Source organism: Azoarcus indigens (assembly GCF_004361735.1).
In the GTDB taxonomy this organism is placed as follows: domain Bacteria; phylum Pseudomonadota; class Gammaproteobacteria; order Burkholderiales; family Rhodocyclaceae; genus Azoarcus; species Azoarcus indigens.
The window spans coordinates 146,379-172,864 of record NZ_SNVV01000012.1; the positions used below are offsets into that span (position 1 = coordinate 146,379).

A 26,486-nucleotide genomic window follows, 5' to 3' on the forward strand; every position below is an offset into this window, starting at 1 on the left:
GGGCGCCGCAGCGCTCAGGCCTTGGTTCTGACGTAGCGCCCGGGCGCCGGTTCTATGGGCTCGAAGCGCGGGCTGCCCAGCCTCTGCCGGGCCGCGACCTGCTTGCCGCCATAGGGTTTCAGCCACTGTATCCAGTGCAGCCACCAGCTGCCCCTCTGCTCGGCTGCACCTTCCAGCCAGGCATCCGGATCCGCCACGGCCGCGTCACTGGTCCAGTAACTGCGCTTGTTCTTGGAGGCGGGGTTGATCGCCCCAGCGATATGGCCGCTCGCGCCAAGCACGAAGGTCACCTCGCCGCCCAGCAGGTTGCGGCCGAGGTAGGCGCTCTTCCAAGGAACGATGTGATCCTCCCGGGTGGCGACCAGGTAGGCCGGCGCATCCACCCGCCCCAGATCCACCTTCTGGCCCAGCATCTTCAAGCGGCCCGGCACACGCAGATTGTTCTCCAGGTACATATTGCGCAGGTACCAGGTAAGGAAAGGGCCGGGCAGATTGGTGGCGTCCGAGTTCCAGTACAGCAGATCGAAGGCCTGCGGCTTCTGGCCCTTCAGGTAGTTGCCGACCACGTATTGCCAGATCAGGTCATTCGCACGCAGCGAAGAAAACACATTCGCCAGTTCCTGGCCCTTGAGCAGCCCGCCCTTGCCGATGGCTGCCTCACGCGCCGCCACACTGGCCTCGTCCACCAGGCAACCGATCTCGCCGGCATCGGCGAAATCCAGCAGCGTGGTCATCAGCGTCAGGCTGGCCACCGGCTCTTCGCCGCGGGCACGCGCCACCGCCAGGGCAGAGGCCAGCAAGGTCCCGCCTACGCAGAAGCCCAGTGCATTCGGCTTTTTCACCTTGGTAACGGCACGCACCACATCCAGCGCCGTCAGCACGCCTTTCTCGAGGTAATCGTCCCAACCGAAATGCGCTTCCTCCGGACCAGGGTTCTTCCATGACACCAGGAACACGGTGTAGCCCTGCTCGACGATGAAGCGCACCAGGGAGTTCTCCGGCTGGAGATCCATGATGTAGAACTTGTTGATGCAGGGCGGCACGATCAACAGCGGCACCTGGGCAACCTTGGGCGTCAGGGGCGCGTACTGGATCAGCTGGATGAGCTCGTTCTCGAAGATGACCGAGCCTGGACTGATGGCGATATTGCGGCCGATCTCGAAGGCCTCTTCATCGGTCATCGAGATCCTGCCCTTCTCCAGGTCGGACAGCAGGTTCTGGATGCCGCGGGTGATGCTCTCGCCCTTGGTCTCGATCGCGGTGCGGATGAACTCGGGGTTGGTGGCGGCGAAGTTGGTCGGCGCGAAGGCGTCGATGTACTGGCGGGTCAGGTACTGGATACGGGACTTGGCCCGGCCGTCGGCGATGGGCAGCTCGTCCGCCACATTGCGCAGAAAGCCGGCGTTGAGCAGATAGGCCTGCCGCACGTAGTCGAAGACCGGGCTGGTGGACCACTCCGGCGCGTTGAAACGGCGGTCGCCCGGCTCAGGAGCAGCAACCTGCGCCTGTTCCTCACCGGCCTTGCGGGACAGCATGGTGGACCACAAGGCGGTGTGTTTCTCGGCGAATTCCTTCTGCAGCCGCATCAACGTTTCCGCCTCCGGCATCGGCAAGGGCGGCACCTGCCCGGCCCCCTGCACCGCACTCTGCTGCTTGGCCACGAGGTCGAAGAAATTACGCGCCATTTCCTGGCCGGCGACGAACATGGCCTGCATGGCGGCAGTTCCCTGCTTGTCATTCGATTCGGACATCAGTCTCTCCTGAGACGCCGCCCGCGAGTGCGCACAGCTCCGCCTGCACACATCGACTCCGGACGCTCCGGGGCCGCCTCGACGGGTAGAATCGGTTCATGTACGTGATCGCAATCGCCTGGCTGTACGTCGCCCTGCTCGCAGCGGTGTCGGATGACACCGTGGTCGGCGGGGTGCTCACATTCATCTTCTACGGCGCTGCGCCTCTTGCGCTTTTCCTGTGGATATTCGGCACGCCCGCCCGGCGGCGCAAACTGCGTCAGCGACAGGCGGACGAGAGCCTCCACGATAGAGCCGATTCGAATGCCAAGCAATAGCGGCAGGCGAATGCCTAGCGCTTAAGGCGCAGCGGTGACCGATGGCTCCCGCCATACCAGGGAGGCAAAGCGGCCGGTCGCACCGTCACGCCGATAGGAATAGAAGCGCAGGCTATCCGAATAAGTGCATTCGCCCCCGCCGTAGATCCGCGACACCCCCGCGCGGATGAGGCGCAGACGGGCAAGGGCATATAGGTCCGCCAGCCATTTCCCGGGCTGCGCCGAGGAAACGAAGGCGTCTGCCGCGGCCGGGTCGCTCTCCAGAAATGCCACCCTGACCTCGCCGCCGACCTCGAAGGCGGCGGGGCCGATCGCTGGCCCCAGCCAGGCGAGCACGTTCGAAGGCGCCACGCCCATGCGTGCAACCGTCGCCTCCAGCACGCCCGCGGCCAGTCCGCGCCATCCGGCATGGGCGGCGGCTACCACCTCGCCTTCGTCATCGCAGAACAACACCGGCAGGCAATCCGCCGTCATCACCGCACAGACCACGCCCGCGCCGCGCGCCACCGAGGCATCCGCCCGCGGCAGGCCGCTGGCGGAGTCCGCCTCCGCCACCGCCACCCCATGCACTTGCTCCAGCCAGACCGGCTCGGCTGGTAGCAGGCGCCGCAGGCGACCGCGGTTCTCGGCAACGGCCTCCGCCAGATCGCCCACATGACCGCCCAGGTTCAGGCTGCCGTAGGGCACCTGGCTGACACCGCCGGCGCGCGTGGTGACCAGCGCGCGCACATTTGCCGGCGCCGGCCAGTCGGGAATCAGGACATCGGACATTCCACCTCCTTGCTTCCCAACAGCCGCAGCAAGTCCGCGAAGTCGCTCGCCAGCGGCGCGCTCCAGGCCAGTTCCTCACCGCTGGCCGGATGCACCAGCCCCAGCCGGAAGGCGTGCAGCGCCTGCCGCGGAAATGCGTCCATCGCTGCGACGCCGGTGCGCCGCTGGCCATAGACCGGATCGCCGATCAATGGATGGCCGATATGCGCCATGTGCACCCGGATCTGGTGGGTGCGGCCGGTCTCCAGCCGGCACTCGACCAGTGCCGCGCGGCCCAATCGCTCGCGCAGGGAATAGCGGGTGAGCGCCGGCCGGCCGCTCTGCACCACCGCCATCTTGATGCGCTGGCTGGGGTGGCGGCCTATGGGCGCATCCACGGTGCCCATGATGCCGGGCTCACCCTGCACCAGCGCCAGGTAGTGGCGCTTCACCGTGCGCGCCTGCAACTGGCGGATGAGATCCGTCTGCGCCGCCAGGGTCTTGGCCACCACCAGCAGGCCGCTGGTGTCCTTGTCCAGCCGGTGGACGATGCCGGCGCGGGGTATGGCAGCAACCTCAGGGGCGTGGTGGAGCAAGGCGTTGAGCAGCGTGCCGCTCCAGTTACCACTGCCGGGATGGACCACCAGCCCGGCCGGCTTGTCGATCACCAGGATATGTGCATCCTCGAACACAACGCTCAGCGGAATGTCCTCCGGCAGCGCAGCGGTGGCCGCCGGCAGTGGCGCCTCGTCAATCTCCAGTGCTTCGCCGCCCCAGATCTTGTGCTTGGCGTCCGGCGAAACACCGTTCACCCGGATGCGCCCTTCCTTGAGCCAGGATTGCAGGCGGCTGCGGGAATGTTCGGGGAAGAGTCGGGCCAGCGCCTGGTCCAGCCTGAGTCCGGCGAAGTCCGCCGGAATGCTCAGTTCACGACAAGACCCCGCCTCGTCCGCCGGGCTATAATCCTCAAGTTCATTCACGCGAGTGTTATCGATGGCTAGGTTCACCCTCGGAAGTTTAGCGGTTATCGGCGCCCTGCTCATTGGCGGCTGCAGCGGCGTGCCGGACCTCAACGACGAAACTGCGGGCTGGAATGCCCAGAAGCTCTATTCCGAGGCGAAATCGTCGATGAACGAGGGCGGGTACGACCGCGCCATCCAGCTGTTCGAGAAGCTGGAAGCCCGCTACCCCTACGGCCGCTACGCCCAGCAGGCGCAGATTGAAGTCGCCTACGCCTATTACAAGCAGGGCGAGGCAGCGCTTTCCATCGCCGCCGCCGACCGCTTCATCAAACTGCACCCCAACCATCCCAATGTGGATTACGTCTATTACCTGAAAGGGCTGGTGAATTTCAACGAGGATCTCGGCCTGCTCGCCGGCCTGTCCAACCAGGATTTGTCGGAGCGCGACCCCAAGGGTGCCCACGAAGCCTTCGACACCTTCCGCGACCTCGTCACCCGCTTCCCGGAGAGCCGCTATTCCGAGGACGCCCGCCAGCGCATGCGTTACCTGGTGAACTCCCTGGCCGCGCATGAAGTGCATGTATCGCGTTATTACTACCGTCGCGGCGCCTACGTGGCTGCAATCAATCGCGCCCAGGCGGCAATCACCTCTTACCCGAACGCGCCGGCCAACGAGGAAGCGCTGTATCTGCTGGTGAAGAGTTACGAAGCGCTGGGCATGAACGACCTGCGCGATGACGCCGACCGCGTGCTGCGCAAGAACTTCCCCAACAGCGTCTATTACAGCGGCGGCCCGGCGGACAGCCGGCCGTGGTGGCAGCTCTGGTAAGCGCTTTATCCGCCCAATGAAAAAACGCCGCTTCGCGGCGTTTTTTCATTTCTTTCCCCGCGCTGGTCTCAGCCCCGCCCGTAGGTGTCCTCGAAGCGCACGATGTCGTCCTCCCCAAGATAGGAGCCGGACTGCACCTCTATCATCTCCAGCGGCACCTTGCCCGGGTTCTCCAGACGGTGGGTGGTGCCCAGCGGGATGTAGGTGGACTGGTTCTCCGCCAGCAGGAAACTCTCCTCGCCACGGGTAACGCGGGCAGTGCCGCGCACCACGATCCAGTGCTCGGCGCGATGATGATGCATCTGCAGACTCAGCTGGGCGCCTGGCTTCACCACGATGCGCTTCACCTGGAAGCGGTCGCCGGCGTCGATGGAATCGTAGAAGCCCCAGGGGCGATGGACCTTGCGATGCGTGTCCGCCTGCGTCCGGGAGCCGGCCTTCAGGCGCGCCACCAGCTTCTTCACGTCCTGGGTGCGGTCGCGGCGGGCGACCAGCACCGCGTCCGGCGTCTCCACCACCACCAGGCCATCCACGCCCAGGCAGGTGACCATGCGGTCGGAAGCGTGGACCAGGCTGTCACGGGTATCTTCCAGCAGCACGTCGCCGCGCACCGCATTGCCGTCGCCGTCGCGTTCGGCCAGGGTCCACAGCGCGTCCCAGGCGCCGACGTCCGACCAGCCGGCCTCCAGCGGCACGACCCGCGGCGGAATGCCCAGCTCCGGCGCGGCGGCGAGCTTCTCCATTACCGCGTAGTCGATCGAGTCCGAGGGGCAGACCTCGAAGGCCTCGCGGCCGACGCGCACGAAGTCGCTATCCTGCTTCGCCGCCTCATAGGCACTGCGGCAGGCGGCCGCCATCTCCGGCGCGAAATGGGCGATGGCCTTCAGCCAGACGCTAGCACGCAGCAGGAAGAGGCCGCTGTTCCACAGATAACCTTCGGCGATGTAGCGGGCGGCGGTATCCATATCCGGCTTCTCGACGAAGGCCTCCACCGCCAGTACCCCCTCGCCCGCCGCGGCGCCGGGGCGAATGTAGCCGTAACCGGTTTCCGGCCGGTCGGGCACGATGCCGAAGGTAACCATGGCGCCCTCCAGCGCAGCCGCCAGGCCGATATCGATGGCCTGGTGGAAGGCCACGCGGTCGCGGATCACATGGTCCGCGGGCATCACCAGCAGCAGCGCATCCTCGCCCGCGCCTTCGGCCACCAGCGCAGCCAGCGTCAGCGCCGGCGCGGTGTTACGGCCGGCCGGCTCGAGCACCACCCGGTCGGTCGCATGGCCACACAGCTGCAACTGCTCCGCAGTGATGAAGCGGTACTCCTCGTTGCAGACGACGATAGGCGCCGCGGCCACCGGCGCACGGCCCTCGAAGCCTTCCAGCCGCCGCGCGGTGGCCTGCAGCATGGTGTCGTCGCCGGACAGGGCCAGCAGCTGCTTGGGATAGCGTTCGCGGGACAAGGGCCACAGGCGGGTGCCGGAGCCACCGGAAAGGATGACGGGTTGGAGCTTCATATGGGGATTCGCTGAGAGTTGGGCCAGCGCCGGCAGCACGCCGGCCAAGGGCATCAGCATACGCGAAAGGCTGGGCCCGTTGCGGGATCGGCCCGTTGCGGGGCCGGCTCATAGAGGCTGCGGCCCGTTGCGGGCCAGGCCCTGGCGCTCCAAACCCCCAAGCCCGACAGCCGCCACTCGCAAGCCAGAGTGCCATTGGAAACGGGCCGCACCGCGCGTCCCGTCGGAAGAAGGGAACGCGCTGCGGCCCGTTTCATCTCACCTCGCCGCCCCGCCGCCAACCGTAGAGCGGAGCAAGGTTCAACCCGGCTCAGCCCTCGTGGAACTGGCCCTGGCTGCGCAGCGCCAAGCGCTGCAGCAGCGGCGACACCCGGTAGCGCTCTTCGCCGTAGTGCTCGCGCAGGTTCAGCAGCACCTTGGCGACGAAGCCCAGGCCCAGCTGGTCGGCCCAGGAGAGCGGGCCCCTCGGGTAATTGGTGCCGAAGCGCATCGCAGTGTCGATATCGGCGGCGTTGCCTATGCCCTGCAGCACCGCGTCCGAACCCTCGTTGGCGAGCATGGCCACCGTGCGCAGCGCCACCATGCCGGCGATGTCGTCGATGCGGCTCACCACGATGCCGGCGCGCTGCAGCGTGCCCACCACCGCGCCCCAGGCACCGTGGCCGCAGTCATCGGAGCGGCTCAGCAGCAGGCGCGGCGTGGTGGCGTAGTCCAGGCAGAGGTCGAACAGCACCAGGTTGGCGATGCCTTCCTCGGCGGCACGGCGAGAGGCGCTGCGGCCGTCGGACAGCGTCAACCGGGCAGAGCCGATTTCCAGCCAGCCCTGCACGCCGGCGTCGCCGGATTCGCGGCGCACTTCCACGCCAGCGCTTTCCAGACGGCCGATCAGGGCGGCGGCAGCGCCGAGGTCGCCTACCGCGGTCACCGGCAGGTCGGCGGTGTGCAGTTCCTCCTCCTGCGCCTGCGGCTTGGCGGCGCCTTCGGCGTAGTTATAGAAACCGTGGCCGCTCTTGCGCCCCAGGCGGCCGGCGGCCACCAGTTCCTGCTGGATCAGGCTGGGGGCGAAGCGGCGGTCGCCGAAGTAGGCGTCGAACACCGAGTTGGTGACTGCGAAGTTCACATCGTGGCCGATCAGATCCATCAGCTCGAAGGGGCCCATCGGGAAATTGCAGCCCTCGCGCAGCGCGGCATCCACCGTCGCCGGCTCGGCGGCGCGCTCGGCCAGCACCCGCAGCGCCTCGGCGTAGAACGGCCGGGCAACGCGGTTCACGATGAAGCCCGGGGTGGACTTCGCATGCACCGGCACCTTGCCCCAGGCCTTGGCAGTGGCGTACAGGGTTTCGGCGATGGCGGGATCGGTGGCGAGGCCGGAGACGATCTCCACCAGCTTCATGCGCGGCGCCGGGTTGAAGAAGTGCAGGCCGCCCAGCCGTTCCGGCCGAGCCAGCGCGGCGGCCATGGCGGTGATGGACAGGGAGGAAGTGTTGCTCGCCAGGATGGCGTCGGTCGGCAGCAGGGCTTCCAGCTGCTTGAACAGCGACTGCTTCACCTCGAGGTTCTCGACGATGGCCTCGATGGCAAGGCCGGCGTCCGCCGCCTGGGCGAGGTCGGTCACCGCGCTCACCCGGCCCAGCACCGCCGCGCGTTCGGCCTCTTCCATCCTGCCCTTGGAAACGAGGAAGGCGAGGTCCTTGCCGATGCCGGCAATGCCGCGCTCTATCGCCTCCGCCCGGGTGTCGTAGAGGTACACCGGGTGGCCGGCGGCCGCTGCAACGTGCGCGATACCCGCGCCCATCGCACCGGCACCGATCACCAGAACGCTCGTTTGGGGATTCAGTGCTGCCATTTGTATTTCTTCTCCACTAGTACGCGCCGCACCGCCGCCGGCACACCGCCCTTCCAGGGCAGCGCACGCAGTGACGTGGGGCGCTTCGGGTCAGTCGTCCAGACCGATGAAGCTGCTCTTGGGGTTGCCGCAATCCGGGCACACCCAATCCTCAGGCACGGCTTCCCAGGGCGTACCCGCCGGGATGCCGTCTTCGGGCAGTCCCTGCTCCTCGTCGTAGGGGAAGAAGCAGGCGCCACATTGGTATTTGGCCATGATCGTTATCCTTTTGTCTCGATTCGGGGTTGGAAAAACAGGCGAGCGGGTGAAAAAACCGGGTCCGCTCCGCCCCGGTCACGCCTCTGCGGGCGTGATCAACAGCTTGCCCGGCGCCTTGCGCCCGGCCAGCATCTGCAGCGCTTCGGCGCCACGCGACAAGGGGTAGCGGGCGCTGATCCGCGGCCGCAGGCTGCCGTCGGCGAAGCCCGCCAGCACCTGGCCGACCTGCTCCGCCGCCCGCGCCGGCTCGCGCCGCAGCAATTCATCCCAGAACACGCCGCTGGCCTCGCAGCCCTTGAGCAGCAGCAGGTTGGCCGGCAGGCGCGGAATCTCGCCGGCGGCGAAGCCGATCACCAGCAGGCGGCCGCGCCAGGCGGTGGCGCGCAAGGCGCTCTCGGTGAAGGCGCCGCCGACGACGTCGATCACCACATCCGCGCCGCGGCCGGCGGTGAGTTCCTTCACTGCGTCCTTCAGTTCCTGCCGGCTGTATTCGATGCCGAGGTCGGCGCCGGCCTCGCGGCACAAGGCCAGGCGCTCCGGTGAACTGGCGGCGGCGATCACCCGGGCGCCGGCGGCATGGGCGATCTGCACCGCCGCCAGGCCGACGCCGCCGGCCGCGCCCAGCACCAGCACGGTTTCGCCGGCGGCCAGGCGGCCGCGGTCATGTAAGGCGAACCAGGCGGTGCCGTAGGCCACCAGCCCGGCGGCGGCGCTATCGAAATCCACAGCCTGCGGCAGCCGCCAGGTCTGGCTGACACGGGCCCGGCACAGCTCGGCGTCGCCGCCGTAGGAGGTGAAGGCGCATACGCGGTCGCCGATCCGGAAGCCGGCCACGCCCTCGCCCACCGCCGCCACCGTGCCGGCCACCTCGCCGCCGGGAGCGAAGGGCAGCGGCGGCTTGATCTGGTACTTACCCTGCACGATCAGGGTGTCGTAGAAATTCACGCCGGCGGCGGCCACCCGCAGCACCAGCTCGCCAGCGGCCGGCTGCGGATCGGGCAGCTCGCCCAGCCGCAGGCCGGCGATGCCCTCGTTGCGGTCGCAGATCAACGCGCGCATGGCCGCTGCATCCTCAGAACGGCGCGCCGGGCGGGAAGGCGGGCGTGCGCCGCTCGCGCACCGCCGCCAGCCCTTCACGCACTTCCGGGCCGGTGAAGCCGAGCATTTCCAGCGCCACCGAGTTGTCGAAGAGGGGGCCGGCCTGGCGCAGCCAGTTGTTCAGGCTGTGCTTGGTCCAGCGCAGCGCGCTCTGCGGCCCGGCGGCGAGTTTTGCGGCGATGTCGAAGGCGCTGTCCATCAGCGCATCCGCCTCCACCGCCATGGACACCAGGCCGATGCGCTCCGCCTCTTCGCCGCTGACTTCGTCCGACAGCAGCAGGTGCAGCTTGGCGCGGGCCATGCCGCACAGCAGCGGCCAGATGATGGCGGCGTGGTCGCCGGCGGCCACGCCCAGCCGGGTGTGGCCGTCGATCAGGCGGGCGTTCTTCGCCGCGATGGAAATGTCCGCCAGCAGCGCCACCGCCAGGCCGCCGCCGACCGCCGGGCCGTTGATGGCGGAGACGATGATCTTGGAGCAGTTGATCATGTTGTACACGATCTCCCGCGCCTCCTTCCACACCCGGGCGCGGTGCTCGAAGCTGTCCACCATGTCGGCCACCAGCTCCAGCGTGCCGCCGGCGGAGAAGCCCTTGGCCTGGCCGCGGACAATGGCCACCGAGATGTCTGGATCGCGGTCGATGTCGCGCCAGATGTCGGCCAGTTCGCCGTGGCCGGCGTGGTCGGCGGCCGGCAGTTTGCCGTCGCGGCCCATGATGACCTCGGCGATGCCTTTGTCGTGCTTCACCACCTGCAGGCCGGTGTAGCGGCTGTAATCCATGCTGCGTTTCCTTTTGCGATGCGCCGGGGCGCGCCGGCGGAAAACGGCGGCCGCGCTCAGCGCGCCGCCAGGTCTTCCCCGCCCGGCTTCAGGTAAGCGGCGAATTTCGGCCGCCAGAATTCGTCGATCGGCACGCCCTTCAACTTGTCCATGTCGGCGAGCACGAACTTGAGGCGGGCGCGCACCCTGTCCTTGTCGCCGACGCCGGCGGCGATCTCCACTTCCACCGAGGCGTTGCCGATGCGCGCCACCTGCAGGCGGAAGGTGAGCACGTCGCCGTAGCGCGAGGGCGTGAGGTATTCCACGTCCAGCTTCACCGTGGGGATGCCGAGGCGGCGCACCTCGTGCAGGTCCTGGAAGCCGACCCCCAGGCCGTCGGCGAACCAGTCTTCCACCACCTCGTTGAACAGCTCCACGTAGCGCGGATAGAAGACGATGCCGGCCGGATCGCAGTGGGCGAAGCGAACACGCTTGTTGCGCTCGAAGATCCTCGCCATGGCTCAGGCCTCCACCGTGCGTTCGAGGAAGGCGGAGACGGCGGCGATCACCGCCTCCGGCTGGTCCTTGTGCGGCGAGTGGCGGCAGTCGGCCAGCTTCACCAGCTCGACGTCGCGGGCGCCGGCGGCGATGCGTTCGATCTGCGCCATGGTGCCGTACTCGTCGTCCTCGCCCTGCAGCGCCAGCACCGGGCATTCGATGCGCGGCAGGTATTCCTCGATGTTCCAGGCGCGGAAATCCGGGTGCAGCCAGATGTCGTTCCAGCCCCAGAAGGCAGCGTCCACGTCGGCGTGGTACTTGCCCAGCCGCGCCGGCAGATCGGTGCTGGTGTAGGCGATCTTCGCCAGGGCGATGCTGCTCACCGAGATGTCCTCCACCATCACATGCGGCGCCATCGCGATCACCCCGGCCAGCGGCGTGTCGGTGCCGCCGGCGCAGATCAGGGCGATGGAGCCGCCGTCTGAATGGCCGAACAGCAGCGGCCGCTCCAGCTCCAGCGCGGAAAGAAAGGCCGGCAGCACCGCCAGCCCTTCGTCATGCATGTAGCTCACCGCCCGCGGCAGCGCCGCCGGGCCGGAGCCGCCGTAGCCGGCGCGGGAATAGACCACCGCTTCGCAGCCGGTGGCGTCGGCCACCTTCTGCGGGAAGTCGCGCCACATTGCCACCGAGCCCAGGCCCTCGTGCAGGAAGACGATGGCGGGCGCCCCCTCGCGCGGGTGGGCCGAGGGCAGGCGGACGTACTCGATCGGGGTGCCGTTGATGCGGATGCTCTTCACTTCACACTCCAAGATGTCGCTGGATCAGCTCGGGATTATTCCGCACCGCTTCGCTCGCGCCGTCGAACACCACCTGCCCCTTGACCAGGATCATCGAACGGTCGGTCACCGAGGTCACCGCGGCGTGGTTCTTGTCCACGATCACGGTGGCGATGCCGCTGTCGCGGATCTCGCGGATCACCCGCCAGATCTCGCGCACGATCAGCGGCGCCAGGCCCTCGGTGGCTTCGTCCAGGATCAGCAGGTCCGGGTTGGTCATCAGCGCCCGGCCTATGGTGAGCATCTGTTGCTCGCCACCTGAGAGCTGGCCGCCGCCGTGGCCGATGCGCTCGGCCAGGCGCGGAAAGGTGTGCATCACCCGGTCGTAGTCCCAGTTGCACTGGCCATCCACGCCGGGGCGGGCCGCCATCAGCAGGTTCTCCCGCACCGACAGGTTGGGGAAGATGCCGCGGCCTTCGGGCACGTAGGCGACGCCGCGGCGGGCAATGCGGTGGGTGGGGCCGCCGGTCATCGCGTGGCCGCGCACCCTCACCTCGCCGCCGCGCGGCTTCACCAGCCCGAGCATGCTGCGGATCAGCGTGGTCTTGCCCATGCCGTTGCGCCCCATCAAGCCCAGGGTTTCGCCCTTGCCGATGCGGAAATCCACCCCGTGCAGGATGTGGCTGGAGCCGTAGTAGGTGTGCAGGCCGCGGGCTTCCAGCAGGGTCTCCGCGGCGTTGGAAGCCGCGTTGGAACTGGCGGCATTGTGGCTGACGGTTTCAGACATGGGCGCCCTCTCCCAGGTAGGCCTGCTGCACGTCCGGGTTGGCGCGGATCGCTTCCGGCGCGCCCGAGGCCAGCACCAGGCCGTTGACCATCACGGTGATGGTGTCCGCCACCGCGAACACCGCATCCATGTCGTGCTCCACCAGCAGGATGGCGCGCCTGGCCTTGAGGCCTTTCAGCAGCTCCACCATCTGGGCGGACTCCTCCGAGCCCATGCCGGCCAGCGGTTCGTCCAGCAGCAGCACCTGGGCGTCGGTGGCCAGCACCATGGCGATCTCCAGCTGGCGCTGCTCGCCGTGGGAGAGCGTGCCGGCGACGCGGCCCTCGCGCCCGGCCAGGCCGGCCTCGGCGATGGCTGCCTCCGCCCGCGTCACCGTGTCCGACAGGCGCAGCGCGTCGGTGAAGATCTTCCACGGCCGCGGGTTGCGCGACTGCGCCGCCAGCCGGCAGTTCTCCAGCACGGTGAAGCCGGGAAAGATGTTGGTGCGCTGGTAGCTGCGGCCGATGCCGATGCGCGAGCGCTGCGCGGCGGTCAGCGTGCTGATGTCGCGGCCGCCGAAGACGATGCGGCCGGACGAAGGCGGCAGATCGCCGGAGAGCATGTTGATGCAGGTGGACTTGCCCGCGCCGTTGGGCCCCAGCAGCGCATGCAGCGCGCCACGGTGCAGTTCCAGGCAGACATCCTGGTTGGCCGCCAGGCCGCCGAAGCGGCGGGTGAGCTTGTCAGCAACGAGCATGGCCTCAGACATGATTCACCCCCTGCTTCATCTTGCCTATCATCGGCGGGGCCGGCGGCGTGGCGGGCGCGGCCGCCTTTCTTGCCGCCGGCGGCGGCGCATCAGGCGGCAGCGCGGCGCGCCGGGCCTCGCGGGCCGCGGCGAGGCGGCGCGGCAGCGCGGCGATGCCGCCCGGCAGGAACAGCACCGCCAGCACGATCACGCCACCCATCAGCAGCTGCCAGTGCTTGGTCATGCCGGCGAAGAACTCCTGCAGGCCGACGAAGGCGAACGCGCCTATCACCGCCCCGGCCAGGTTCCCCATGCCGCCCAGGATCACCATCATCAGCACATTGCCGGACTGGTGCCAGGACAGGTACTCCGGGGTGACGAAGCCGAACAGCACCGCATAGAGGAAGCCCGCCACCCCGGCCAGCGCGCCGGCCAGGGTGAAGGCCGCCAGCTTGTAGCGGAAGGTGGCGTAGCCCAGCGACTGCATGCGGTGCTCGTTGCTGCGTATGCCCACCAGCACCTTGCCGAAGGGCGAGCGCAGCACCAGGGTGAGGAACACGAACACCGCCACCATCGCGAACACGATGAAGTAGTACAGGTGCATCGGTTCGTCCAGGCTGAACGGCGCCCAGCCGGCGATGCTCGCATCCGGCTTGAAGTTGAGGTAGATGCCGTCCGACCCGCCGCCCAGCGCGGTGTCGTGGAACACGTAATAAGCCATCTGGGCGAAGGCCAGCGTCACCATGATGAAGTAGATGCCCTTGGTGCGAAGCACGAACAGGCCGATGACGAAGGCCGCCGCCGCCGCCCCCAGCACCGACAGCGGCAGCGCCAGCCACAGGCTGGCCGGGTCGTACTTGGGCGTGAGCAGCGCCACCGCGTAGGCGGCGACGCCGAAGAAGGCGGCATGGCCCAGGCTGACCAATCCGGTGAAGCCCACCAGCAGGTCCAGGCTCATGGCGAAGATCGCCAGCACCAGGATCTTGGCCAGCATCTCGACGTAGAACGGCGAACCGAAGGCCGGGAAGGCGAGCAGGCCGGCCAGCGCAACCAGCTTGAGAACGAGTGCGATACGGGAGTCCATGCGCCCTTACCCCTTCTTGAAGATGCCTTCGGGCCGCCACAGCAGCACCGCCGCCATGACCAGATACACCGCCAGCCCGGCGAATTCGGGCAGCAGCACCTTGCCGAAGGTGTCGGCGAAGCCGATCAGCAGGGCCGCCACCAGCGCGCCCCACACCGACCCGATGCCGCCGATGACGACGATGACGAAGGAAATGATCAGCACGCTGCCGCCCATGCCCGGATACACCGAGGAGATGGGCGCCGCCAGCATGCCGGCCAGTGCGGCCAGCGCCACGCCGAGGGCGAACACCGTGCGGTAGAGCAGGTTGATGTCGATGCCGAGCGACTGGACCATGTCGCGGTCGTGACTGCCGGCGCGGATCATCATGCCCAGCCGGGTGCGCTTCATCAGCCACCACAGGCCGCCGGCCAGCAGCAGACAGACCACCGAGATGACGATGCGGTACACCGGGTAGCTCAGCGTGTCCGACAGCGGAATGGAGGCGGAGAACAGCGCCGGCACCGCCACGCCGTGCACATCGTCGCCCACCGCCAGGCTGCGCAGTTCCTCGAAGATGAGGATGAGGCCGTAGGTGAGCAGCACCTGCTCCAGGTGATCGCGCTTGTAGAGGTGGGCGAACAGCAGCCACTCCAGCAGCGCGCCGAAGGCGAAGGCCAGCGGGATGCCGAGGGCGATGGTCAGCATCAGGTTGCCGGTCATGCCGGTGAGGACGAAGGCCATGTAGGCCCCCACCATGTAGAAGCTGCCGTGGGCGAGATTGATGATGCCCATGATGCCGAACACCAGCGTCAGCCCGCTGGCCACCAGGAACAGCAGCAGGCCGTACTGCAGCGCGTTCAGAATCTGAATCAGGAATGTGACGAGATCCATGAGCCTTCCCCTCCGGGCGCCGCCCTGCGGCAGCGCCCGGATGTGCTTGGGTTTACTGGACGGGTCGGGGAATACCCGCGCCTTACATCATCTTGCAGCCGCGCGCCGGGTCAGCGAGCTTCTTGGCGGCGATGCCGATCACCTTGTTCTCCTTGCCTTCGACCTTGCGCAGGTAGATGTCCTGCACCGGGTTGTGGGCGGGCGACAGGGTGAAGCTGCCGCGCGGACTGTCGATGGTGGCGGCGCCCATGGCCTTGATCATGGCGTCCTTGTCCAGCTTGTCGCTGCCCTTCACCGCGTCCAGGCCGGCCTTCAGCAGCTGGGCGGCGTCGTAGCCCTGCACCGCATAGACGTCCGGCTGCGCCTTGTACGCGGTCACGTAGCCACTGCGGAAGGCCTTGTCCTTGGCGTTGTCCAGGCCGTCGGCGTAGTGCAGCGCGGTGACCAGGCCCTCGCCGGAAGTGCCCATGGCCTCCAGTGTGCCGTCGGTGAGGAAGCCGCTGGAGTACAGCGGGATGCTGTTCTTCAGCCCGGCCGCTTCATAGTCCTTGACGAACTTGACCGCGCCGCCGCCGGCGAAGAACACGTACACCGCGTCCGGCTTGAGCGACGCGATCTCGGTCAGCAGCGCCTGGAACTCGACGTTGGGGAAGGGCAGCGTGAGCTGCTTCACCACCTTGCCGCCGCCGGATTCGAAGCCCTTGGCGAAGCCGCTGGTGGCCTCGTCGCCCGCGGCGTACTTCCAGGTCAGCGTCACCGCGGTCTTGTGGCCGCGCTCGGCGGCGACCTTGCCCATGGCGTAGCCCGGCTGCCAGTTGCTGAAAGAGCTGCGGAAGACGTTGGGCGAGCACAGCGGACCGGTGAGTTCGTCGGCCCCGGCGTTGGGGATGATCATCAGCGTCTTGGTGTCGCGGGCGACCTTGGCCATGGCCAGGGCGACGCCGGAGTGCACCGTGCCGACCAGCACATCCACCTGGTCGCGCTTGGTCAGCTTGTTGGCGTTCTCCGTCGCCTTCGCCGGGTCGGACTCGTCATCCACCACGAAATACTCCACCTCGCGGCCGGCCAGGGTGCCGCCCTGCTCCGCCACGTACTGCTTGAAGCCGTTGGTGATGGCATTGCCCAGCGAGGCGTAGGTGCCGGTGTAGGGCAGCATCAGCCCGACCTTCACCTTCTCCGCCGCCTGCACCGCGCCGATGGGCGCCAGGGCGGCCAGCGCCAGACCGACCGCCACCCGCATGACATTACGTCGTTGTTGATCCTGCATCATGGTCTCCTCCTATTGTTGTCGTACGGCGGATCATGCCGCCGCCGGGTTTGCTTCGCCGTCAGCGGGAGCCGGCGGCGCGCAATTTGAAACGCTGGATCTTGCCGGTGGCGGTCTTGGGCAGTTCTTCGACGAACTCCATCCAGCGCGGGTACTTGTAGGGAGCGAGGCCGGCCTTGACGTGCTGCTTGATCGCCTCCGCCAGCACCGGGCTGGCGCTGATGCCGGGCTTGAGCACCACATAGGCCTTGGGCTTGATCAGCTTGTCGTCGTCCTCATGGCCGACCACCGCCGCCTCCAGCACCGCCTCGTGCTGGATCAGGCAGGATTCGACCTCGATCGGCGAAACGTAGATGCCGCTCACCTTCAGCATGTCGTCGCTGCGGCCGGCATAGACGTAGTAGCCGTCGGCGGTGCGCGAATACTTGTCGCCGCTGCGCGTCCAGCTGCCCTGGAAGGTGGCGCGGCTCTTGTCGCGGTTGTTCCAGTAGGCCATCGCGCTGGTGCTGCCGGAGATCTGCAGCTCGCCCGGCTGGTTGGCGCCGTCGATGATGTTGCCTTCGTCGTCCACCAGCCGCACTTCGTAGCCTGGCACCGGCTTGCCGGTGGTGCCGTAGCGGACGTCGCCCGGGCGGTTGGAGATGAAGATGTGCAGCATCTCGGTGGAGCCGATGCCGTCCAGGATGTCCACGCCGAAGCGCTGCGCCCAGCGCCTGGCGATCTCCTCCGGCAGCGCCTCGCCGGCGGAGGTGCAGGCGCGCAGGCGCATTTCCTCGCGCTGCGGGCAGTCTGCCGCTGCCAGCATGGAGGCGTACAGCGTGGGCACGCCGTAGAAGATGGTGGGCTTGTGCTCGCGCAGGCGCTGGAACACCGCCGCCGGCGTCGGCCGCTCGGCCATCAGCACGGTGGTGGCGCCCACCGCCAGCGGGAAGGTAAGGCCGTTGCCCAGGCCGTAGGCGAAGAACAGCTTGGCGGCGGAGAAGACAACGTCGTCCTCGCGGATGCCGAGGATGGGCCGGGCGTACAGCTCGGCGGTTTCCATCAGGCTGGAATGCACGTGCACCGTGCCCTTGGGCGCGCCGGTGGAACCGGAGGAATAGAGCCAGAAACAGGCGTCGTCGCGGGTGGTGGCGACGGCCTCGAAGTGTTCGCCGCTCTCGGCCAGCAGCGGTGCCAGCGCCTGCACCCGTTCGCCCTGGGCGCCGTCGGCACCGGCGACGAGGAGGCGCTCCAGCGTCGGGATCTTCTCCAGCAGCGGCTGAAACAGCGGCAGCAGCGGCTCGGACACCACCGCGACGCGGGCGCGGCTGTCGCCCAGCATGTATTCGTAGTCGGCGGCGGTGAGCAGGGTGTTGACCGCGATGGGCACCACGCCGGCCTTGATGGCGCCGAGGAAGGTGGCGGGGAAATCGATGGTGTCGTGCACGCACAGCAGCACCCGCTGCTCGCGCATCACGCCCAGCGTGCCCAGCAGGTTGGCGAAGCGGTTGGCGCGGGCGGCCAGCTCGTCGTAGGTGTAGCGGCCCTTGTCGTCGATGTAGGCCAGCTTGCCGCCGCGGCCGGCGGCGAGGTTGCGGCCGATGAGATCGTCGGCGGCGTTGTACAGGCGCGGGATGCTGATTTTGGGCGGACTGGTGGCGTGGTCCGCCTCGCTCAGGGTAGGCATGGTGTCTCCTCCGTGGTACTGGGTACCGCCACTGCGGACCGCAGCCGGTCTATGGTTGCCGGCTTTGCGGATGCCCGCCGCGGCGGGCGGGTCTTACTGACGCGTGAATTCGATGGCGCCTTCCGGCAGCAGGTAGAGCACGTAGGCGCGGCCGCCGGACACCGTCGGCCGGTGGCCGCTGCCGGGACCGTAGACGAACCAGCCGGCGCCGTGGCCGTCGAAGCGGGCGTCGCCTTCCAGCGGCATGATGAGGTCGATTTCGCCGTTCGGATGAACGTGGTGCGGGCCGGCGACGTCGTTCATCTCCACCACGTCCACGCTGAAGCCCTTCAGCGCCGGCCCCGGCTTGATGACGCGGCCGTACTTGATGCCGCCATGTTCGCGGTCGCACATCCAGCCGGCGGCGACCGCCTCCTTACAGGCCTCGGCGATGGCGCGGAAATCGTCGCCATCGGCGGGAAAGCGCTGGTTCAGCAGGGCCTCGAGTTCCTTGTCCACCGGCAGGCCGGCGATGACGTCGGTGACTCGCGAGATCAGCGCCTGGAAGCGCTCGGGCGTGACTTTGTCTGGCGACATCCTTTGTCTCTCCTGTCGGGATCGGGGGCGATCCTCGTCTTTCTTTTATTCGCGGGCGCAGGGGATGCAATGCCGCTTGCGCCCTGCCCTCACCCCGGCTGCCGACCGGAGCGGTGATGCCAAACCCTTGCCGCCGGCTCAGCCACCCAGCAGCGCCGCATCCGCCGCGTCGCGCGCCAGGGCTTCCAGCAGCGCCGGGCCACCCTGCACCACATAACGACGGTGATAGGCGGCAAGTGCGCGCAGACCACCCAGTTCCTCACCGCCGCCGGCCCGCCCCGGCCCGCCATGCAGGCAGGTCGGCATCACATTGCCGTGACCAGTGTGCTGGCTGCCGATCGCGCTGTCTACCACCATCACGCGGCCATGCAGGTCGGCGATGGCGGGCACCAGATCGCCCAGGAAGGCGGCGTCGGCGGAGTACGCCGAGGCCACCAGCGAGCCGCCGCCGCGCCGCGCCAGCGCTATGGCTTCCGGGGTATCCGCATAGGGCAGCACGGTGGCCACCGGACCGAACACCTCGACGTCATGAACGTATTGCGCCGCCAGACCTTTGTCGCAATAGAGCAGCGTGGGCTGGACGAAGGCAGAGGCGGCCGGGTCGGCGTCCACCGGCGCAAAGCCTTCACCGCCGCCGAACACCACCCTGGCGTCCTTGCGCAGCAGCGCCAGCCCTTCCTCGGCGGCGGCCTGCTGGGCCTTGCTCACCAGCGGGCCGACGCGCACGCCTTCGCTGCGCGGGTTGCCCACCTTCATGCCGGCGAGCTTGGCCGCCACCGCTTCGGCCAGCGCCGGGGCAATGGCCGCCGGTGCCAGCACGCGGCGGATGGCGGTGCATTTCTGCCCGGCCTTGATCGTCATCTCGCGCACGATCTCCTTCACCGCGAGATCGAACTCACCGCTGCCCGGCACCGCATCCGGGCCGAGGATGGCGGAATTCAGGCTATCCGCCTCCACGTTCACCCGCACCGCGTTCGCCACCACCTTGGGGTGATTGCGGATGCGCGCGGCAGTTTCGGCCGAGCCGGTGAAGGAAACGAGGTCACAGGCCTGCACATGATCCAGCAGGTCGCGGGCGGAACCACAGACGATGGAGATGGCGCCCGGCGGCAGGATACCCGCCGCCACCACGTCTTCCACCATGCGCTGGGTCAGCCAGGCGGTGGGCGTGGCCGGCTTCACCACCACCGGCACGCCGGCCAGCAGGGCCGGGGCGGCTTTCTCCCACAAACCCCAGGCGGGGAAGTTGAAGGCGTTGATGAACACCGCCACGCCAGTGAGGGGCGCGAGGAAATGCTGGCCCTGGAAGGCGTCCGTCTTCGCCAGCGGCACCGCCTTGCCTTCGCGCAGCAGGCGCGCCGGGCCGAGGGCGCGGCCGGCGCGGGCGTAGGTCTTGAGGGTGAAGATGGCGCCATCCACATCGAAGGCGGCATCGCCTTCGCCGGCGCCAGAGTTCTTCAGGGAAATTTCGTAGTAGTCGCTGCGCTTGGCCGCCAGCACGTCGGCGATGGCGCCCAGGAGGCCGGCGCGCGCTTCGTAGCCCAGCACCCGCAGCGCGGGGCCGGCGCTGTCGCGGGCGAAGGAGAAGGCCCGCGCCAGGTCGATACCGTCGGAAGAGACGCTCACCAGCTGCTCACCGCTGACCGGATCGAACAGGGCGGCGCCTTCGCCGCTGCCTTCCACCCACTGTCCGTATACGTAATTGGCCAGTTTCACAGCTCCTCCTTGTCAGGTTCCGATGCGGTCTGCGCCGCGCTTCTTTATCAGGCCGTCGCGCCGACGAAGGGTGCGACCGTTGGATATAGAATACACGCGAAGCCCACCTCGTCAAGCACTTTATTGCATGTTAAAAGGACAATGCCGATGATGCATTGCAAGATAAAGCTAATTTCCAGTGCACCTAATAAGCAACCCAGGCGCATTTAGGAAGTTTTCTGCATCTACCGCCCCGCACAAGATGCAATATACCTCTTGACGATAAATTTCGACTGCACTATTGTTCAACTCAAGCGCGCCGGTCAGGGCGCAACAGGAAGCCAAGGATGAACACCAAGGACCCGATCGCAGACAACAGCAAGGAAACCGACGCCCTGCCCGCCGTTGGCAGCGACGCCGATTTCCTGCAGACGCTCGGCAAGCGGGTGCGCGAGATCCGCGACCGCCGCGGCATGACACGCAAGCTGGTGGCACGCGAGGCCAACGTCTCCGAGCGCCACCTGGCACACCTGGAAGGCGGCGAAGGCAACGTTTCCATCGTGCTGCTGCGCCATATTGCCCGGGCGCTGGATGTCTCCCTGGTGGAACTGCTGGCGCCGGAAGCGGAAGACACGGTGGAAAAGCGGCTGATCCGCCGCTTCCTCGAACGGCTGCCGCAGAACCGGCTGGAGGAAGTGGTGTTCCGCCTGATGCGCGACTTCGGCCATGAAGAAGCGGTGCGCAGGAAGCGCATCGCCCTGATCGGCCTGCGCGGCGCCGGCAAGTCCACCCTGGGCGGGCGGCTGGCCAAGGAAGAAGGCATGCCCTTCATCGAGCTGGACCGCGAGATCGAGAAAGACACCGGCATGCCGGCGAGCGAACTGTTCGCCCTCTACGGCCAGTCCGGCTACCGCCGCATCGAAAAGCGCGCGCTGGAGCGGGTGATCCGCGACCACGACCGCGCGGTGATCTCGGTGGGCGGCGGCGTGGTTGCCCAGCCGGAAACCTACGAAATGCTGCTGTCGAACTGCCTCACCGTGTGGGTGAAGGCGCAGCCGGAAGAACACATGGCCCGCGTGATGGCCCAGGGCGACCTGCGGCCGATGGCGGGCAACGACGAGGCGATGGAGGACCTCAAGCGCATCCTGGAGGCGCGCGAATCCCTCTACGCCCGCGCCGACACCGTGCTCGACACCTCGGGCGAGACGGTGGAGGAAAGTTTCCTGAAGCTCAGGCAATTCGTCGCGAGCTGACGCAAGGGCCGGCTCGCCGGCCGGGCCGGTAAAACCGCAGGCCCACCCCAAACCCCGACAGAGAGGAGACAGACAAATGGAAGCGGTCGCGATCAAGCAGGACGCCCAAATCGAACCGGTGGACTACCGCACCGAGCCGTCGCGCTACAAGCACTGGAAACTGGGCTTCGACGGCGAAGTCGCCACGCTGACGCTGGACATCGACGAGGACGGCGGCATCCGCCCGGGCTACAAGCTCAAGCTGAATTCCTACGACCTCGGGGTGGACATCGAACTGCACGACGCCCTGCAGCGCATCCGCTTCGAGCATCCGGAAGTGCGCACGGTGGTGTTCACCTCCGGCAAGGCCAAGATCTTCTGTTCCGGCGCCAACATCTACATGCTGGGCGTGTCCACCCATGCCTGGAAGGTGAACTTCTGCAAGTTCACCAACGAGACCCGCAACGGCATCGAGGACGCCAGCCAGTACTCTGGCCTCAAGTTCATCGCCGCCTGCAACGGCACCACCGCCGGCGGCGGCTACGAGCTGGCGCTGGCCTGCGACGAGATCGTGCTGGTGGATGACCGCAACTCCGCCGTCTCCCTGCCGGAAGTGCCGCTGCTGGGCGTGCTGCCGGGCACCGGCGGCCTCACCCGCGTCACCGACAAGCGCAAGGTGCGCCGCGACCACGCCGACATCTTCTGCACCATCTCCGAAGGTGTGCGCGGCAGCCGCGCCAAGGACTGGAAGCTGGTGGACGACGTGGTGAAGCAGCAGCAGTTCGGCGAGCACGTCGCCGCCCGCGCCAAGGAACTCGCCCGGCAATCCAACCGTCCGCTGGGCGCCAAGGGCGTGCCGCTGCCGCGCCTGGAGCGCATGGAGGACGACAAGGGCTACCACTATGAATTCGTCGATGTCGCCATCGACGCCGCCGGCCGCAGCGCCACGCTGACGGTGCGTGCGCCCGCCGCCGTCGGCGCCCGCAGCGCCGCCGAGATCGAAGCCCAGGGCGCCGCCTGGTGGCCGCTGAAGATGGCGCGCGAACTGGACGACGCCATCCTCAACCTGCGCACCAACCATCTCGATGTCGGCCTGTGGCAGCTGCGCACCGCCGGCGACGCCAAGGTGGTGCTGGAGATCGACGGCATCATCGCCGCCAACCAGGACAACTGGTTCGTGCGCGAAACCCTGGGCATGCTGCGCCGTACCCTGGCCCGCATCGACGTTTCCTCCCGCAGCCTGTACGCGCTGATCGAGCCGGGCTCCTGCTTCGCCGGCACCCTGCTGGAAATCGCCCTGGCCGCCGACCGCAGCTACATGCTGGACACGCCGGACGCCGAGAACCGCATCGGCCTCTCCGCCCTCAACTTCGGCGCCTTGCCGATGGTGAACGGCCTCTCCCGCATCGCCGCCCGCTTCTACGAAGACGAAGCCCAGGTCGGCGCGGTGAAGGCGAAGGAAGGCAGCCTGCTCACCCCGGCCGAAGCCTTCGAGCTGGGCCTGGTCACCTCCATCCCCGACGACCTCGACTGGGCGGATGAAATCCGCATCGCCATCGAGGAACGCGTGGCCCTGTCGCCCGACGCCCTTACCGGCCTGGAGGCGAACCTGCGCTTCGGCATCACCGAGACGATGAACACCCGCATCTTCGGTCGGCTGTCGGCGTGGCAGAACTGGATCTTCATCCGCCCGAACGCGGTGGGCGCCAACGGCGCGCTGAAGCTGTTCGGCTCCGGCAAGAAGGCCCAGTTCGACTGGGACCGCGTCTAAGCCGGCAAGCCGCCGGCGGGTGGCTGGAAGGCCACCCGCCGGCCGCCGGAAGAACAAGCCCGGGCACAAGCACCCGGTCCGTCCGTATCCCTCGCCCGAGCCGCGTGGCAAGCCGTCCCACTGCCGATGCAGTCGGCGCCTTGGCGCAGAGCGGGAGGTCCGTCGCAAAGCAGCGCGTGCCCCAGCACGCCACATCCGAAACTCGGAGGAGCACTGAGTCATGATCAACTACAGCGAACGCATCCCGAACAACGTCAATCTGTCGGAAAACAAGACCCTGCAGCGCGCCCTGGAGCACTGGCAGCCGGCCTTCCTGCAATGGTGGGACGACATGGGCCCGGACGGCTCGACCAACTACGACGTCTACCTGCGCACCGCCATCAGCGTCGACCCCAAGGGCTGGGCGCACTTCGACCACGTGAAGATGCCGGACTACCGCTGGGGCATCTTCCTGGCGCCGCAGGAAGCCGACAAGAAGATCACCTTCGGCGACCACAAGGGTGAAGACGTGTGGCAGGAAGTGCCGGGCGAGTACCGCTCCACCCTGCGCCGCATCATCGTCACCCAGGGCGACACCGAGCCGGCCTCGGTCGAGCAGCAGCGCCACCTCGGCCTCACCGCGCCCTCGCTGTACGACCTGCGCAACCTGTTCCAGGTGAACGTGGAAGAAGGCCGCCACCTGTGGGCCATGGTATATCTGCTGCACGCCCACTTCGGCCGCGACGGCCGCGAGGAAGGCGAAGCCCTGCTGGAGCGCCGCTCGGGTGACGAGGACAACCCCCGCATCCTCACCGCCTTCAACGAGAAGACGCCGGACTGGCTGTCCTTCTTCATGTTCACCTTCATCACCGACCGCGACGGCAAGTACCAACTCGCCTCCCTGGCCGAGTCCGCCTTCGACCCGCTGGCGCGCACCTGCAAGTTCATGCTCACCGAGGAAGCGCACCACCTCTTCGTCGGCGAATCCGGCGTGGCCCGCGTGATCCAGCGCACCTGCGAAGTGATGCAGCAGCTGAAGACCGACGACAAGGAGAAGCTGCGCGCCGCCGGCGTGATCGACCTGCCGACGCTGCAGAAGTACCTCAACTTCCACTTCAGCGTCACCAGCGACCTGTATGGCAACGAAGTGTCGTCCAACGCCGCCACCTACTACACCACCGGCCTCAAGGGACGTTTCGAAGAAACCAAGATCGACGACGACCACAAGCTGCAGAACAACGAGTACCAGGTGATGGACGTGGCCGGCGACAAGATCGGCACTCGCCAGGTCGCCGCGCTGTCGGCCCTGAACGAGCGTCTGCGCGACGACTGGATCGCCGACGTGCAGGCCGGTGTCGATCGCTGGAACCGCATCCCGGCGAAGTTCGGCATCGATTTCAAGTTCACCCTGCCGCACAAGGGCTTCCACCGCGCCATCGGCATGTTCGCCGACGTCCATGTGTCGCCCGACGGCCGCCTGCTGTCCGAAGCCGAATGGACCCACCAGCACCTGAACTGGCTGCCCAGCGATGAAGACCGCCTGTATGTACACTCCCTGATGGGCCGCTGCCTGGAGCCGGGCAAGTTCGCCAACTGGATCGCCCCCCCGGGACGCGGCATCAACAACCAGCCGGTCAACTTCGAGTACGTCCGCTTCAACTAAAAGGCCGCACCGGCCTGCCGCGCGACCCGGGGCCGCGACCGCGATGCGCACCGTACATCCGTACGGCAGCGCATCCCCTCACGGCGCCGCGCCGCCGGCCGCGGCCGGTGCACCTTTGGCAAATCAGAACATCGGAGACCAGGGCCCGGCGCCGGCAGCACCGCAGCGGCACGAGGCCTGAGAGAGAGACCCAAGGAGAGAGACCATGAACGCGCCAGCAGAGCACGCCAGCATCGCCCGGCAACACCTGATCGATCCGGAAATCTGCATCCGCTGCAACACCTGCGAGGAGACCTGCCCGATAGACGCGATCACCCATGATTCGCGCAACTACGTGGTCAAGTTCGAGGTCTGCAACGGCTGCCTCGCCTGCGTCCCGCCCTGTCCTACCGGCGCGATCGATTCCTGGCGCAACGTCGAGCAGCAGCAGCCGCATACGCTGGAAGAGCAGCTTTCCTGGGATCTCCTGCCCGACACCACCGAGCTGGACAACTACGAAGCCCAGACCGGCGCCACCGGCGGCGGCGGCGAAACCCCGGCCGAAGTGCAGCAGATCACCGACGTCGCCACCGCTGGCCAGGGCGGCCCCTCGCTGGCGCCGTGGTCGGCCTCGCACCCCTACGTCAATCTCTACTCGCCGGCCAACCCGGTCACCGCCACCGTCACCGGCAACTACCGGCTCACCGACGAGGACGCCTCCTCCGACATCCACCACATCGTGCTGGATTTCGGCGCCACCCCCTTCCCGGTGCTGGAAGGCCAGTCCATCGGCATCATCCCGCCCGGCCTGGACGAGCGCGGCAAGCCCCACCTGCTGCGCATGTACTCCGTCGCCAGCCCGCGCGAGGGCGAGCGCCCGCACTACAACAACCTGGCGCTGACGGTGAAGCGCGTCACCGAAGACCACGAAGGCAATCCGGCCAAGGGCGTGGCCTCCAACTACGTCTGCGATCTGAAAAAGGGCGACAAGGTGCAGGTCACCGGCCCCTACGGCGCCAGCTTCCTCATGCCCAACCACCCGGGCGCCTCCATCATGATGATCTGCACCGGCACCGGCTCGGCGCCGATGCGGGCGATGACCGAGCGCCGCCGCCGGCGCATGGCGCTGAAGGAAGGCGGCGAGCTGGTGCTGTTCTTCGGCGCCCGCACGCCGGGCGAGCTGCCCTACTTCGGCCCGCTGCAGAAGCTGCCGGAAGACTTCATCGACATCAACCTGGCCTTCTCCCGCGTGCCCGGCGAGCCGAAGAAGTACGTGCAGGACCTGATCCGCGAGCGCGCCGACAAGGTCTTCCAGATGCTGCAGGACGAGAACGCCTACATCTACATCTGCGGCCTCAAGACCATGGAAGCCGGCGTCCTCGAAGCCTTCCGCGACATCTGCCGCGCCAAGGGCGCCGACTGGGACGCGCTGCGGCCCAGGCTGCTCACCACCGGCCGCTTCCACATCGAGACTTACTGAGCCCGCCCTGCCTGCCTGAACAAGGCAGCCGGCCAGCACGACCCGCGCGGCGCATTCCACCCGCGCGGGCCACCCGCCCGGTGGCACCTGTTCTCCAGAGGGTTGTCTCCAACTCTCTCGTTCGGGGGCGTGGCGACGCGCCCCCTTTTTTTTCCGCCGGCCGGCCGCCCGCGACAGCCGCCGGGTCAAGAGGAGTTCCTTCCGTGAGTGAAGTCTTCATCTGCGACGGCATCCGCACCCCCATAGGCCGCTACGGCGACGCCCTCTCCGGCGTGCGCGCCGACGACCTCGCCGCCCTCCCGATCAAGGCGCTGATGGAACGCAACGCCGGCCTGGACTGGTCCGCCCTGGACG

The 26,486-nt window shown here is 67.7% G+C and carries 24 protein-coding genes and 1 pseudogene; 7 read left to right on the plus strand and 18 right to left on the minus strand.

Features of this window, described 5'->3' with window-relative positions:
• Positions 1–14: 14 nt before the first annotated feature.
• Positions 15–1,751, minus strand: coding sequence for a PHA/PHB synthase family protein (locus C7389_RS14955; protein ID WP_133592860.1), 1,737 nt, complete (start codon positions 1,749–1,751; stop codon positions 15–17).
• A 98-nt stretch (positions 1,752–1,849) separates the two neighbouring features.
• Between C7389_RS14955 and C7389_RS14960 the strand changes: the two genes are divergently transcribed.
• Positions 1,850–2,068: a hypothetical protein gene (locus tag C7389_RS14960; RefSeq protein WP_133592862.1), complete on the plus strand. Its 219-nt coding sequence runs from the start codon at positions 1,850–1,852 to the stop codon at positions 2,066–2,068.
• Between the two features lie 21 nt (positions 2,069–2,089).
• Here C7389_RS14960 and pgeF read toward each other — a convergent pair whose 3' ends face one another.
• Together pgeF and rluD are read right to left on the minus strand one after the other, a co-directional pair.
• Positions 2,090–2,839 carry a peptidoglycan editing factor PgeF gene (gene pgeF / locus C7389_RS14965; RefSeq protein WP_133592864.1) on the minus strand — a complete coding sequence of 250 codons (750 nt, stop codon included), beginning with the start codon at positions 2,837–2,839 and terminating at the stop codon, positions 2,090–2,092.
• Positions 2,824–3,798 carry a 23S rRNA pseudouridine(1911/1915/1917) synthase RluD gene (rluD, locus tag C7389_RS14970; protein ID WP_425455578.1) on the minus strand — a complete coding sequence of 325 codons (975 nt, stop codon included), beginning with the start codon at positions 3,796–3,798 and terminating at the stop codon, positions 2,824–2,826. The genes pgeF and rluD overlap by 16 nt, the downstream gene beginning before the upstream one ends.
• Positions 3,799–3,811: 13 nt before the next feature.
• On the opposite strand from rluD, the gene C7389_RS14975 reads away from it, so the two are divergent.
• Positions 3,812–4,609, plus strand: coding sequence for an outer membrane protein assembly factor BamD (locus tag C7389_RS14975; RefSeq protein WP_133592868.1), 798 nt, complete (start codon positions 3,812–3,814; stop codon positions 4,607–4,609).
• Positions 4,610–4,677: 68 nt separating this feature from the next.
• Here the strand turns inward: C7389_RS14975 and C7389_RS14980 are convergent, their stop codons facing one another.
• The 15 genes from C7389_RS14980 to C7389_RS15050 form a co-directional block, all read right to left on the minus strand.
• Positions 4,678–6,120: a mannose-1-phosphate guanylyltransferase/mannose-6-phosphate isomerase gene (locus C7389_RS14980; RefSeq protein ID WP_133592914.1), complete on the minus strand. Its 1,443-nt coding sequence runs from the start codon at positions 6,118–6,120 to the stop codon at positions 4,678–4,680.
• 310 nt (positions 6,121–6,430) lie between these two features.
• Positions 6,431–7,966, minus strand: coding sequence for a 3-hydroxyacyl-CoA dehydrogenase PaaH (paaH, locus tag C7389_RS14985; RefSeq protein WP_133592870.1), 1,536 nt, complete (start codon positions 7,964–7,966; stop codon positions 6,431–6,433).
• A 90-nt stretch (positions 7,967–8,056) separates the two neighbouring features.
• The gene (locus C7389_RS14990; RefSeq protein ID WP_133592872.1) at positions 8,057–8,221 is read right to left on the minus strand and encodes a rubredoxin; all 165 of its coding nucleotides are present in this window, start codon (positions 8,219–8,221) and stop codon (positions 8,057–8,059) included.
• 78 nt (positions 8,222–8,299) lie between these two features.
• Positions 8,300–9,283, minus strand: a complete 984-nt coding sequence (locus C7389_RS14995) for an NADPH:quinone oxidoreductase family protein (RefSeq protein ID WP_133592874.1) — start codon at positions 9,281–9,283, stop codon at positions 8,300–8,302.
• Positions 9,284–9,296: 13 nt separating this feature from the next.
• Positions 9,297–10,100: an enoyl-CoA hydratase/isomerase family protein gene (locus tag C7389_RS15000; RefSeq protein ID WP_133592876.1), complete on the minus strand. Its 804-nt coding sequence runs from the start codon at positions 10,098–10,100 to the stop codon at positions 9,297–9,299.
• A gap of 56 nt (positions 10,101–10,156) precedes the next feature.
• A complete protein-coding gene (locus C7389_RS15005) occupies positions 10,157–10,597 on the minus strand; it encodes an acyl-CoA thioesterase (protein ID WP_133592878.1) in 441 nt (146 codons plus the stop codon).
• A 3-nt stretch (positions 10,598–10,600) separates the two neighbouring features.
• Positions 10,601–11,374: an alpha/beta fold hydrolase gene (locus C7389_RS15010; protein ID WP_133592880.1), complete on the minus strand. Its 774-nt coding sequence runs from the start codon at positions 11,372–11,374 to the stop codon at positions 10,601–10,603.
• A 1-nt stretch (position 11,375) separates the two neighbouring features.
• The gene (locus C7389_RS15015; protein WP_133592882.1) at positions 11,376–12,140 is read right to left on the minus strand and encodes an ABC transporter ATP-binding protein; all 765 of its coding nucleotides are present in this window, start codon (positions 12,138–12,140) and stop codon (positions 11,376–11,378) included.
• Positions 12,133–12,888 carry an ABC transporter ATP-binding protein gene (locus tag C7389_RS15020; protein WP_133592884.1) on the minus strand — a complete coding sequence of 252 codons (756 nt, stop codon included), beginning with the start codon at positions 12,886–12,888 and terminating at the stop codon, positions 12,133–12,135. The genes C7389_RS15015 and C7389_RS15020 overlap by 8 nt, the downstream gene beginning before the upstream one ends.
• Positions 12,881–13,951 carry a branched-chain amino acid ABC transporter permease gene (locus C7389_RS15025; RefSeq protein ID WP_133592886.1) on the minus strand — a complete coding sequence of 357 codons (1,071 nt, stop codon included), beginning with the start codon at positions 13,949–13,951 and terminating at the stop codon, positions 12,881–12,883. Before C7389_RS15025 ends, C7389_RS15020 begins: the two co-directional genes overlap by 8 nt.
• Before the next feature lie 6 nt (positions 13,952–13,957).
• Positions 13,958–14,824 carry a branched-chain amino acid ABC transporter permease gene (locus tag C7389_RS15030; RefSeq protein ID WP_133592888.1) on the minus strand — a complete coding sequence of 289 codons (867 nt, stop codon included), beginning with the start codon at positions 14,822–14,824 and terminating at the stop codon, positions 13,958–13,960.
• Positions 14,825–14,906: 82 nt separating this feature from the next.
• Positions 14,907–16,094: an ABC transporter substrate-binding protein gene (locus C7389_RS15035; protein WP_425455579.1), complete on the minus strand. Its 1,188-nt coding sequence runs from the start codon at positions 16,092–16,094 to the stop codon at positions 14,907–14,909.
• Positions 16,095–16,152: 58 nt separating this feature from the next.
• Positions 16,153–17,757 carry a benzoate-CoA ligase family protein gene (locus C7389_RS15040; protein WP_133592890.1) on the minus strand — a complete coding sequence of 535 codons (1,605 nt, stop codon included), beginning with the start codon at positions 17,755–17,757 and terminating at the stop codon, positions 16,153–16,155.
• A gap of 93 nt (positions 17,758–17,850) precedes the next feature.
• Positions 17,851–18,333 (minus strand): DUF4863 family protein, encoded by a 483-nt coding sequence (locus tag C7389_RS15045; protein WP_133592892.1) that lies wholly within the window; start codon positions 18,331–18,333, stop codon positions 17,851–17,853.
• Between the two features lie 138 nt (positions 18,334–18,471).
• Positions 18,472–20,049 carry a 3,4-dehydroadipyl-CoA semialdehyde dehydrogenase gene (locus tag C7389_RS15050; RefSeq protein WP_133592894.1) on the minus strand — a complete coding sequence of 526 codons (1,578 nt, stop codon included), beginning with the start codon at positions 20,047–20,049 and terminating at the stop codon, positions 18,472–18,474.
• A gap of 326 nt (positions 20,050–20,375) precedes the next feature.
• Between C7389_RS15050 and C7389_RS15055 the strand changes: the two genes are divergently transcribed.
• The 5 genes and pseudogenes from C7389_RS15055 to C7389_RS15075 all read left to right on the plus strand — a co-directional run.
• Positions 20,376–21,281 carry a helix-turn-helix transcriptional regulator gene (locus C7389_RS15055; RefSeq protein ID WP_133592896.1) on the plus strand — a complete coding sequence of 302 codons (906 nt, stop codon included), beginning with the start codon at positions 20,376–20,378 and terminating at the stop codon, positions 21,279–21,281.
• A 76-nt stretch (positions 21,282–21,357) separates the two neighbouring features.
• Entirely contained in the window at positions 21,358–23,031 is a 1,674-nt protein-coding gene (gene boxC / locus C7389_RS15060; RefSeq protein ID WP_133592898.1) for a 2,3-epoxybenzoyl-CoA dihydrolase, read from the plus strand.
• 220 nt (positions 23,032–23,251) lie between these two features.
• Positions 23,252–24,673, plus strand: a complete 1,422-nt coding sequence (boxB, locus tag C7389_RS15065) for a benzoyl-CoA 2,3-epoxidase subunit BoxB (protein ID WP_133592900.1) — start codon at positions 23,252–23,254, stop codon at positions 24,671–24,673.
• A gap of 205 nt (positions 24,674–24,878) precedes the next feature.
• Positions 24,879–26,132: a benzoyl-CoA 2,3-epoxidase subunit BoxA gene (gene boxA, locus C7389_RS15070; RefSeq protein ID WP_133592902.1), complete on the plus strand. Its 1,254-nt coding sequence runs from the start codon at positions 24,879–24,881 to the stop codon at positions 26,130–26,132.
• Positions 26,133–26,335: 203 nt separating this feature from the next.
• Positions 26,336–26,486: pseudogene (locus tag C7389_RS15075) on the plus strand (3-oxoadipyl-CoA thiolase); the annotation flags it as partial.

What these genes read in the sequence shown, in the direction of transcription:
- C7389_RS15015 (WP_133592882.1), bottom strand. Translation starts at nt 12,140, where the DNA reads ATGTCTGAAACCGTCAGCCACAATGCCGCCAGTTCCAACGCGGCTTCC.
- C7389_RS14955 (WP_133592860.1), bottom strand. Translation starts at nt 1,751, where the DNA reads ATGTCCGAATCGAATGACAAGCAGGGAACTGCCGCCATGCAGGCCATG.
- C7389_RS15005 (WP_133592878.1), bottom strand. Translation starts at nt 10,597, where the DNA reads ATGGCGAGGATCTTCGAGCGCAACAAGCGTGTTCGCTTCGCCCACTGC.
- C7389_RS15030 (WP_133592888.1), bottom strand. Translation starts at nt 14,824, where the DNA reads ATGGATCTCGTCACATTCCTGATTCAGATTCTGAACGCGCTGCAGTAC.
- boxA (WP_133592902.1), top strand. Translation starts at nt 24,879, where the DNA reads ATGAACGCGCCAGCAGAGCACGCCAGCATCGCCCGGCAACACCTGATC.
- C7389_RS15020 (WP_133592884.1), bottom strand. Translation starts at nt 12,888, where the DNA reads ATGTCTGAGGCCATGCTCGTTGCTGACAAGCTCACCCGCCGCTTCGGC.
- C7389_RS15040 (WP_133592890.1), bottom strand. Translation starts at nt 17,757, where the DNA reads ATGCCTACCCTGAGCGAGGCGGACCACGCCACCAGTCCGCCCAAAATC.
- C7389_RS14990 (WP_133592872.1), bottom strand. Translation starts at nt 8,221, where the DNA reads ATGGCCAAATACCAATGTGGCGCCTGCTTCTTCCCCTACGACGAGGAG.
- C7389_RS15035 (WP_425455579.1), bottom strand. Translation starts at nt 16,094, where the DNA reads ATGATGCAGGATCAACAACGACGTAATGTCATGCGGGTGGCGGTCGGT.
- boxC (WP_133592898.1), top strand. Translation starts at nt 21,358, where the DNA reads ATGGAAGCGGTCGCGATCAAGCAGGACGCCCAAATCGAACCGGTGGAC.
- C7389_RS15055 (WP_133592896.1), top strand. Translation starts at nt 20,376, where the DNA reads ATGAACACCAAGGACCCGATCGCAGACAACAGCAAGGAAACCGACGCC.
- boxB (WP_133592900.1), top strand. Translation starts at nt 23,252, where the DNA reads ATGATCAACTACAGCGAACGCATCCCGAACAACGTCAATCTGTCGGAA.
- C7389_RS15025 (WP_133592886.1), bottom strand. Translation starts at nt 13,951, where the DNA reads ATGGACTCCCGTATCGCACTCGTTCTCAAGCTGGTTGCGCTGGCCGGC.
- paaH (WP_133592870.1), bottom strand. Translation starts at nt 7,966, where the DNA reads ATGGCAGCACTGAATCCCCAAACGAGCGTTCTGGTGATCGGTGCCGGT.
- C7389_RS14975 (WP_133592868.1), top strand. Translation starts at nt 3,812, where the DNA reads ATGGCTAGGTTCACCCTCGGAAGTTTAGCGGTTATCGGCGCCCTGCTC.
- C7389_RS14980 (WP_133592914.1), bottom strand. Translation starts at nt 6,120, where the DNA reads ATGAAGCTCCAACCCGTCATCCTTTCCGGTGGCTCCGGCACCCGCCTG.
- C7389_RS15045 (WP_133592892.1), bottom strand. Translation starts at nt 18,333, where the DNA reads ATGTCGCCAGACAAAGTCACGCCCGAGCGCTTCCAGGCGCTGATCTCG.
- C7389_RS14960 (WP_133592862.1), top strand. Translation starts at nt 1,850, where the DNA reads ATGTACGTGATCGCAATCGCCTGGCTGTACGTCGCCCTGCTCGCAGCG.
- C7389_RS15000 (WP_133592876.1), bottom strand. Translation starts at nt 10,100, where the DNA reads ATGGATTACAGCCGCTACACCGGCCTGCAGGTGGTGAAGCACGACAAA.
- pgeF (WP_133592864.1), bottom strand. Translation starts at nt 2,839, where the DNA reads ATGTCCGATGTCCTGATTCCCGACTGGCCGGCGCCGGCAAATGTGCGC.
- C7389_RS14995 (WP_133592874.1), bottom strand. Translation starts at nt 9,283, where the DNA reads ATGCGCGCGTTGATCTGCGACCGCAACGAGGGCATCGCCGGCCTGCGG.